We start from the raw sequence: 6,531 nt of genomic DNA, 5'->3' as shown, positions 1-6,531 counted from the left end.
GCCCCCGGGCCGCTTCCTCGACGAAGACCGTGGTGGCGTGCATCAGGCTGCGGCCGCTGTACATGCGGAAGCGGAAAGTCCAGGCGGCATAGCCGAGCGGCACGCCGTCCCGCTCCACCAGCAGGGCCCAGGCCACGGGCGGCGCGCCGAAGAAGGCGCGCCGCAGGTCGTCCTCCGTTGCGGTCACCCGCTCCGGCTGCCCCTCATGGGCCGCCAGCGCCCGGGTGAGGCGCAGCAGCACGGGGATATCGGCCGGAACGGCGTCCCGCAGCAGCGGGGTCACAGCATCAGGCTCAGCGGGTCCTCGACCGTCTTCTTGAAGGAGGCCAGCCATTCCGCCGCCAGCGCGCCATCGACCACGCGGTGATCGACGGAGAGCGTGCAGGTCATGACCGTGGCGACCGCCAGGGCGCCGTCCTTCACCACCGGGCGCTGCTCCCCGGAGGAGACCGCCAGGATGCCGGCCTGCGGCGGGTTGATGATCGCCGCGAAGTCCTTCACCCCGAACATGCCCATGTTCGAGATGGAGAAGCCGCCGCCCTGGAACTCCTCGGGCTTCAGCTTACCGGACTTGGCGCGGGCGGCGAGGTCCTTCATCTCGTTGGAGATGGTGGCGAGGCCCTTCTGGTCGGCCTTACGCACGATCGGCGTGATCAGCCCTTCCGGGATCGACACGGCCACCGAGATGTCCACGTCGTCGTACTGGATGATCGCGTCGTCGGTCCAGGTCGCGTTGACGTTGGGGAACTTCCGCAGCGTCGCCGCCGCCGCCTTGATCACCAGGTCGTTGACCGAGAGCTTGAAGGCGCCCGGCCCGTCCTTCGGCGCGCGGGCGTTCAGGTCGGCGCGCAGCTTCAGCAGCGCATCGAGCTGGATGTCCATCGAGACGTAGAAATGCGGGACGGTCTGCTTGGATTCCGACAGGCGGCGCGCGATGACCTTGCGCATCGAGCTGTTCGGGATCGCCTTGTGCGGGGCCGTGATCGCCGGGGCCTTGGGCGCGGGCTTCGGTGCCTCCGCCTGCGGCGCGGCGGCGGGAGCGGCGGCGGGCTGGGCCGCGGCGGCCGGCTTCGCGGCGGCGCCACCCTGAACACCCCCCTTCTTCTGGGCCGCCTCGATATCCGCCTTCACGATCCGCCCGTTCGGGCCGGAGCCCTGCACGGCGCCCAGGTCGATCCCCGCCTGTTCCGCCATGCGGCGGGCGAGCGGCGAGGCGAAGACGCGGCCGTTGGAGCCGCCGCCCGCGGACGCGGCCGGCGCGGCCTCGCCCTTGGGCTGCGGCGCGGGGACCGGCTGCTCGGCGGCGCCCGCCACCTTGCCGCCGGCTTCCTTGACCGCTTCCAGCGCCGGGCTGCCGGAGGGGGAGGTGTTGCCCTCCCCTCCCTTCCCGTTGGCGGCCGGGGCGCCGGAGGGCACCGCCTCGCCTTCCTCGATCATGATGCCGATGGGCGCGTTGACCTTCACGCCCTCGGAACCGTCGGGCACCAGGATCTTGCCCAGGACGCCCTCGTCGACGGCCTCGAACTCCATCGTGGCCTTGTCGGTCTCGATCTCGGCGAGGATGTCGCCGGACTTGACCGTGTCGCCTTCCTTCTTGAGCCAGCGCGCCAGCGTCCCCTCCGTCATGGTGGGGGACAGGGCGGGCATCAGGATGTTGGTGGCCATGCGGATGCGCCCCTTACTTGCGGTAGGTCACGGATTTCACCGCGTCCACCACCTGCGAGAGATGCGGCAGGGCCAGCTTCTCCAGGTTCGCGGCATAGGGCAGCGGCACATCGGCGGCGCAGACCCGGGCCGGCGGCGCGTCGAGGTAGTCGAAGGCCTCCTCCATCACCCGCATCGCCACCTCGGCGCCGATGCCGGCATAGGGCCAGGCCTCCTGCACGATGACGAGGCGGTTGGTCTTCTTCACCGAAGCCACGACGGTCCCGGTGTCGAGCGGCCGCAGCGTGCGCAGGTTGATGACCTCCGCCTCGATCCCCTCGCCCGCCAGCTGCTCCGCCGCCTGCATCGCGAGGCCGACCTCGATCGAATAGGCGACGATGGTGACGTCCTTGCCCTCGCGCTCGATCTTGGCCTTGCCGATCGGCAGCACGAAGTCCTCGGCGGTCGGACACTCGAAGGTCTGGCCGTAGAGGATCTCGTTCTCCAGGAAGATGACCGGGTTCGGGTCGCGGATCGCGGCGCGCAGCAGGCCCTTGGCATCGGCCGCCGACCAGGGCGCCATCACCACCAGACCGGGCACGCTGGCATACCAGGCGGCATAGTCCTGGCTGTGCTGCGCGGCGACGCGGGCGGCGGCGCCGTTCGGGCCACGGAAGACGATCGGGCACTCGATCTGGCCGCCCGACATGTAGCGGGTCTTGGCGGCGGAGTTGATGATCTGGTCGATCGCCTGCATGGCGAAGTTGAAGGTCATGAACTCCAGGATCGGCTTCAGCCCGTTCATGGCCGAACCCACCGCGATGCCGGTGAAGCCGTGCTCGGTGATCGGCGTGTCGATCACGCGGCGCGGGCCGAACTCGTCCAGCAGGCCCTGGGAGATCTTGTAGGCGCCCTGGTACTGCGCGACCTCCTCGCCCATCAGGTAGACGCGGTCATCCGCCCGCATCTCCAGCGCCATGGCGTCGCGCAGCGCCTCGCGCACGGTGGTCGGCTTGGTCGGGCCCCAGTCCTTCTCCGGGGCGATCGGCTTGGCCGAGGCCTCGGGGCGCTCGGCCGCGCCCTTCTCGGCCACCTTCTTGTGGTCCTCCGCCTCCTTCGCCACGCCGGTATGCGCGGCGGCAGGGGGGGCAGGCTCGGTCGGCTGGTTGCTGTCGGAGCCCGGCGCGGCGGGCTTCGCGCCCTCCCCGCCACCGTCCAGCTCCGCGATCGGGGCGTTGACGCTGACGCCCTCGGTGCCCTCGGGCACCAGGATCTTCGTCAGCTTGCCCTCGTCCACGGCCTCGAATTCCATCGTGGCCTTGTCGGTCTCGATCTCGGCGATGATGTCGCCGGAGCGGACCTCGTCGCCTTCCTTCTTCAGCCAGCGCGCCAGCTTGCCCTCGGTCATCGTGGGCGACAGGGCAGGCATCAGGAGAGTGGCACCCATCTCAGCGGCTCTCCACCATAACATCGGTCCAGAGTTCGGATTCGTCGGGTTCGGGCGAGGTCTGCGCGAACTCGGCGGCATCGGTGACGATGGCCTTCACCTCGTCGTCGATCTTCTTCGTCTCGGCCTCGTCCACGCCGAGCTCCTGCAGCCGCTTGCGCACCATCTCGATAGCGTCGTGCGTCTCGCGCATCTGCTGCACCTCGTCGCGGGTGCGGTACTTGGCCGGGTCGGACATGGAGTGGCCGCGGTAGCGGTAGGTCTTCATCTCCAGCAGGTACGGGCCCTTGCCCTCGCGGCAATGGGCCACGGCGCGCTCGCCGGCCTCCCTGACCGCCAGCACGTCCATGCCGTCCACCTGCTCCCCGGGGATGCCCCAGGGCGCGCCGTTCTGCGACAGGTTCTTGGAGGCCGAGGAACGCTCGACGCTCGTGCCCATGCCGTACTTGTTGTTCTCGATGATGAACACGACCGGCAGCTTCATCAGCGCGGCCATGTTGAAGCTCTCGTAGACCTGGCCCTGGTTCGACGCGCCCTCCCCGAAATAGGTCAGGCTGACATTGTCGGTCTGGCGGTACCAGTTCGAGAAGGCCAGGCCGGCGCCGAGCGAGACCTGCGCGCCCACGATGCCGTGGCCGCCGAAGAAGCCCTTCTCGACGCTGAACATGTGCATCGAGCCGCCCTTGCCCTTGGAATAGCCCGTGGCGCGGCCGGTCAGCTCCGCCATCACGCCGCGCGCCTCCATGCCCGTGGCGAGCATGTGGCCGTGGTCGCGATAGGAGGTGATCACCTGATCGCCGGGCTTCAGGCACATCTGCATGCCCACCACCACGGCCTCCTGGCCGATGTAGAGGTGGCAGAAGCCGCCGATCAGGCCCATGCCGTAGAGCTGTCCCGCGCGCTCCTCGAAACGCCGGATCAGCACCATGTCGCGATAGGCCTTCAGCAATTCCTCGCGCAAGGCGGATGGATCCTTGGACTTCCCGCGGCGCTGCTTGGAGGTCGGTTCGACGCCCTGGATCATGGGGGCCCTCTCGCTGCTGTCCTGATGGGCTATCTGCCGGTATTCGCGGCGGCAGCCTCAACTTGGCAGATACGCGGGAGACGGCGCGCCCGCAAGCGCACCCAAGCAGCCGGACAGGTCGTAAGTAATTGATGCTGCATTGCAGCAGGAGATTTTTCGTCCACCTTTCCATCATTCTTCAATGAAAGGGGAAAGGCGGCCCTATCTATACATTTAAACTTCTAGATGACCGGCGCGAAGACTTGGCGGATGCCACACCATGTCTTTTTGCGGCGCACAAGAACCCTTCCGGACGCGCTGCCCGTGGGCACGGGCGGCGCGTCCGGGCAGGCCGCGGGGCCTGCCCGGACGCGGATGGATCAGAACAGGCGCTCGTTGGGTCCGTAGGGAATCACGATCTCATCCTTGCCCACGACGTTCAGCAGGGCACGGGCGCGCTCGTCGAGCATGTCGCGGTCCAGGTGCTCGGCCCGCAGCCCGGCGACCCGGCGGTCCATGGCGTCCCGCTCCGCCTCGGCGAGGCGAAGCTCGCTCCTGGCATCCTCGATCTGCGCCATGCGCACGGCCCTGGCTTCCGTGCCGCGCGAGCCGCTGATCGCGTGATGGGCGAAATAGGCGCAGATGGCCAGAAAGACCGCCGGCAGCACAGCCCCCTGCAGGCGTCTCTTGATCGACTTCAACATGGTTGATCGCCCCCCCGAGCGATGAAAACCCCTCAATGGCCGCGAGAAGACACTCGCACGTGCGAACGTGCAAGGGATTCAACGCGCAAGGAATGGTTTCGCGGTGCCGGTGTGTCCCCGCCGCCCCGCCGGGCGTGCGTTGCGGGGCGGTGGCGGGGCACCCGGAGGGGTGCCCCGCGGCGCGCTCAGCCGCGCGGCAGCACGGAGCGGCCGGCGTAGCGCGCGGAGGTGCCCAGGCCGCCCTCGATGCGGATCAGCTGGTTGTACTTGGCCAGCCGGTCGGAACGGGACAGCGAGCCGGTCTTGATCTGTCCGCAATTGGTCGCCACGGCGAGGTCGGCGATGGTGGCGTCCTCGGTCTCGCCGGAGCGGTGCGACATCACCGCCTTGTAGCCGGCGCGGTGTGCCATCTCGACGGCCTCCAGCGTCTCGGTCAGCGAGCCGATCTGGTTCACCTTCACCAGGATGGCGTTGGCGATGCCCTGCTCGATGCCCTGGCGCAGCCGCTCCGGGTTGGTGACGAAGAGGTCGTCGCCCACGAGGTTGCACTTGGCGCCCAGCTTCTCGGTGAGGAGCTTCCAGCCTTCCCAGTCGTCCTCGGCGCAGCCGTCCTCGATCGAGACGATCGGGAACTTGCCGCACAGTCCGGCGAGGTAATCGACCATGCCGGCGGCGTCGAGCTTCTTGCCCTCGCCTTCCATGTCATAGACGCCGTTCCTGAAGAACTCGGTCGAGGCGCAGTCGAGCGCGAAGACGATGTCCTCCCCGACGCGGTGGCCCGCCGCCTCGCAGGCCTGGGCGATGAAGCCCAGCGCTTCCTCGGCCGACTTCAGGTTCGGCGCGAAGCCGCCCTCGTCGCCCACATTGGTGTTGTGGCCGGCGTCGTGCAGCTTCTTCTTCAACGCGTGGAAGACCTCGGCGCCCATGCGGACGGCATCGGCCTCGGTGCCGGCGGAGACCGGCATGATCATGAATTCCTGGATGTCGATCGGGTTGTCCGCGTGCTGGCCGCCATTGATGATGTTCATCATCGGCACCGGCAGGGTGCGGGCATAGACGCCGCCGACATAGCGGTAGAGCGGCATGCCCAGGTCGGCGGCCGAGGCCTTGGCCACGGCGAGCGAGACGGCCAGGATCGCGTTGGCGCCCAGGCGGCCCTTGTTGGGGGTGCCGTCGAGCTCGATCATGGTCTCGTCGATCTTGACCTGCTCGGTCGATTCCATGCCCGAGATGGCGTCGAAGATCTCGCCCTCGACATTGGCGATGGCCTTGGCCACGCCCTTGCCGCCGTAGCGGGACTTGTCGCCGTCCCGCAGCTCCACGGCCTCATGGGCGCCGGTCGACGCCCCCGAGGGCACGGCGGCGCGGCCGGCGGCGCCGGAATCCAGCACCACATCGACTTCGACCGTGGGATTGCCGCGCGAGTCGAGGACCTCGCGCGCGATGATATCGGCGATGGCGGCCACGGCAGGTATCCCTCTGTTGGTTTCCCGGTTATGGCGCATAGGGTGCCCATCGGCCCAGGGCAAGGGGGGCTACGCGGCGGCCCGGCCATGGCGCGGGGACCACCGGGCGGACCGGGTTGACCGGATGGCCGCCACCCCGCCCAATGCACGGCATCGCGGGCCGGCACGGAAGACGGGGGAGATTCGGGGGATATGAGGCGACGCGTCCTGGCCGGGCTCCTGCTGCCCCTCCTCCTGCTCCCCGCCACCCCCGCCCTGCCGCAGGGC

6 protein-coding genes are annotated in these 6,531 nt (G+C 68.9%); all 6 read right to left on the bottom strand.

Going from position 1 to position 6,531, the window contains the following annotated elements; translation table 11 throughout:
- A partial coding sequence (locus ROTAS13_RS16990) for a hypothetical protein (RefSeq protein WP_371329199.1) occupies positions 1-283 on the bottom strand: 283 nt, incomplete at its 3' end.
- On the bottom strand, positions 280-1,665 hold the full coding sequence (locus ROTAS13_RS16985; protein ID WP_075822922.1) for a pyruvate dehydrogenase complex dihydrolipoamide acetyltransferase: 1,386 nt from the start codon (positions 1,663-1,665) through the stop codon (positions 280-282). The genes ROTAS13_RS16985 and ROTAS13_RS16990, both read right to left, overlap by 4 nt.
- A gap of 13 nt (positions 1,666-1,678) precedes the next feature.
- Entirely contained in the window at positions 1,679-3,091 is a 1,413-nt protein-coding gene (locus ROTAS13_RS16980; protein ID WP_075822921.1) for a pyruvate dehydrogenase complex E1 component subunit beta, read from the bottom strand.
- 1 nt (position 3,092) lies between these two features.
- Positions 3,093-4,115: a pyruvate dehydrogenase (acetyl-transferring) E1 component subunit alpha gene (gene pdhA / locus ROTAS13_RS16975; protein WP_019460310.1), complete on the bottom strand. Its 1,023-nt coding sequence runs from the start codon at positions 4,113-4,115 to the stop codon at positions 3,093-3,095.
- Between the two features lie 359 nt (positions 4,116-4,474).
- Complete coding sequence (locus ROTAS13_RS16970) at positions 4,475-4,798, bottom strand: septum formation initiator family protein (RefSeq protein WP_019460311.1); 324 nt, start codon at positions 4,796-4,798, stop codon at positions 4,475-4,477.
- Between the two features lie 185 nt (positions 4,799-4,983).
- On the bottom strand, positions 4,984-6,264 hold the full coding sequence (eno, locus tag ROTAS13_RS16965) for a phosphopyruvate hydratase (protein WP_019460312.1): 1,281 nt from the start codon (positions 6,262-6,264) through the stop codon (positions 4,984-4,986).
- Positions 6,265-6,531: the final 267 nt, after the last annotated feature.

The organism is Roseomonas sp. TAS13 (genome assembly GCF_001950415.1).
GTDB lineage: Bacteria > Pseudomonadota > Alphaproteobacteria > Acetobacterales > Acetobacteraceae > Roseomonas > Roseomonas mucosa.
The sequence above is the reverse complement of the archived record's forward strand: the minus strand, read 5'-3'. Positions and strand labels throughout refer to the sequence as shown.

Bases quoted from the DNA above. Each gene is read 5' to 3' on its own strand.
- ROTAS13_RS16985 (WP_075822922.1), bottom strand. From the start codon at position 1,665: ATGGCCACCAACATCCTGATGCCCGCCCTGTCCCCCACCATGACGGAG.
- ROTAS13_RS16970 (WP_019460311.1), bottom strand. From the start codon at position 4,798: ATGTTGAAGTCGATCAAGAGACGCCTGCAGGGGGCTGTGCTGCCGGCG.
- ROTAS13_RS16980 (WP_075822921.1), bottom strand. From the start codon at position 3,091: ATGGGTGCCACTCTCCTGATGCCTGCCCTGTCGCCCACGATGACCGAG.
- pdhA (WP_019460310.1), bottom strand. From the start codon at position 4,115: ATGATCCAGGGCGTCGAACCGACCTCCAAGCAGCGCCGCGGGAAGTCC.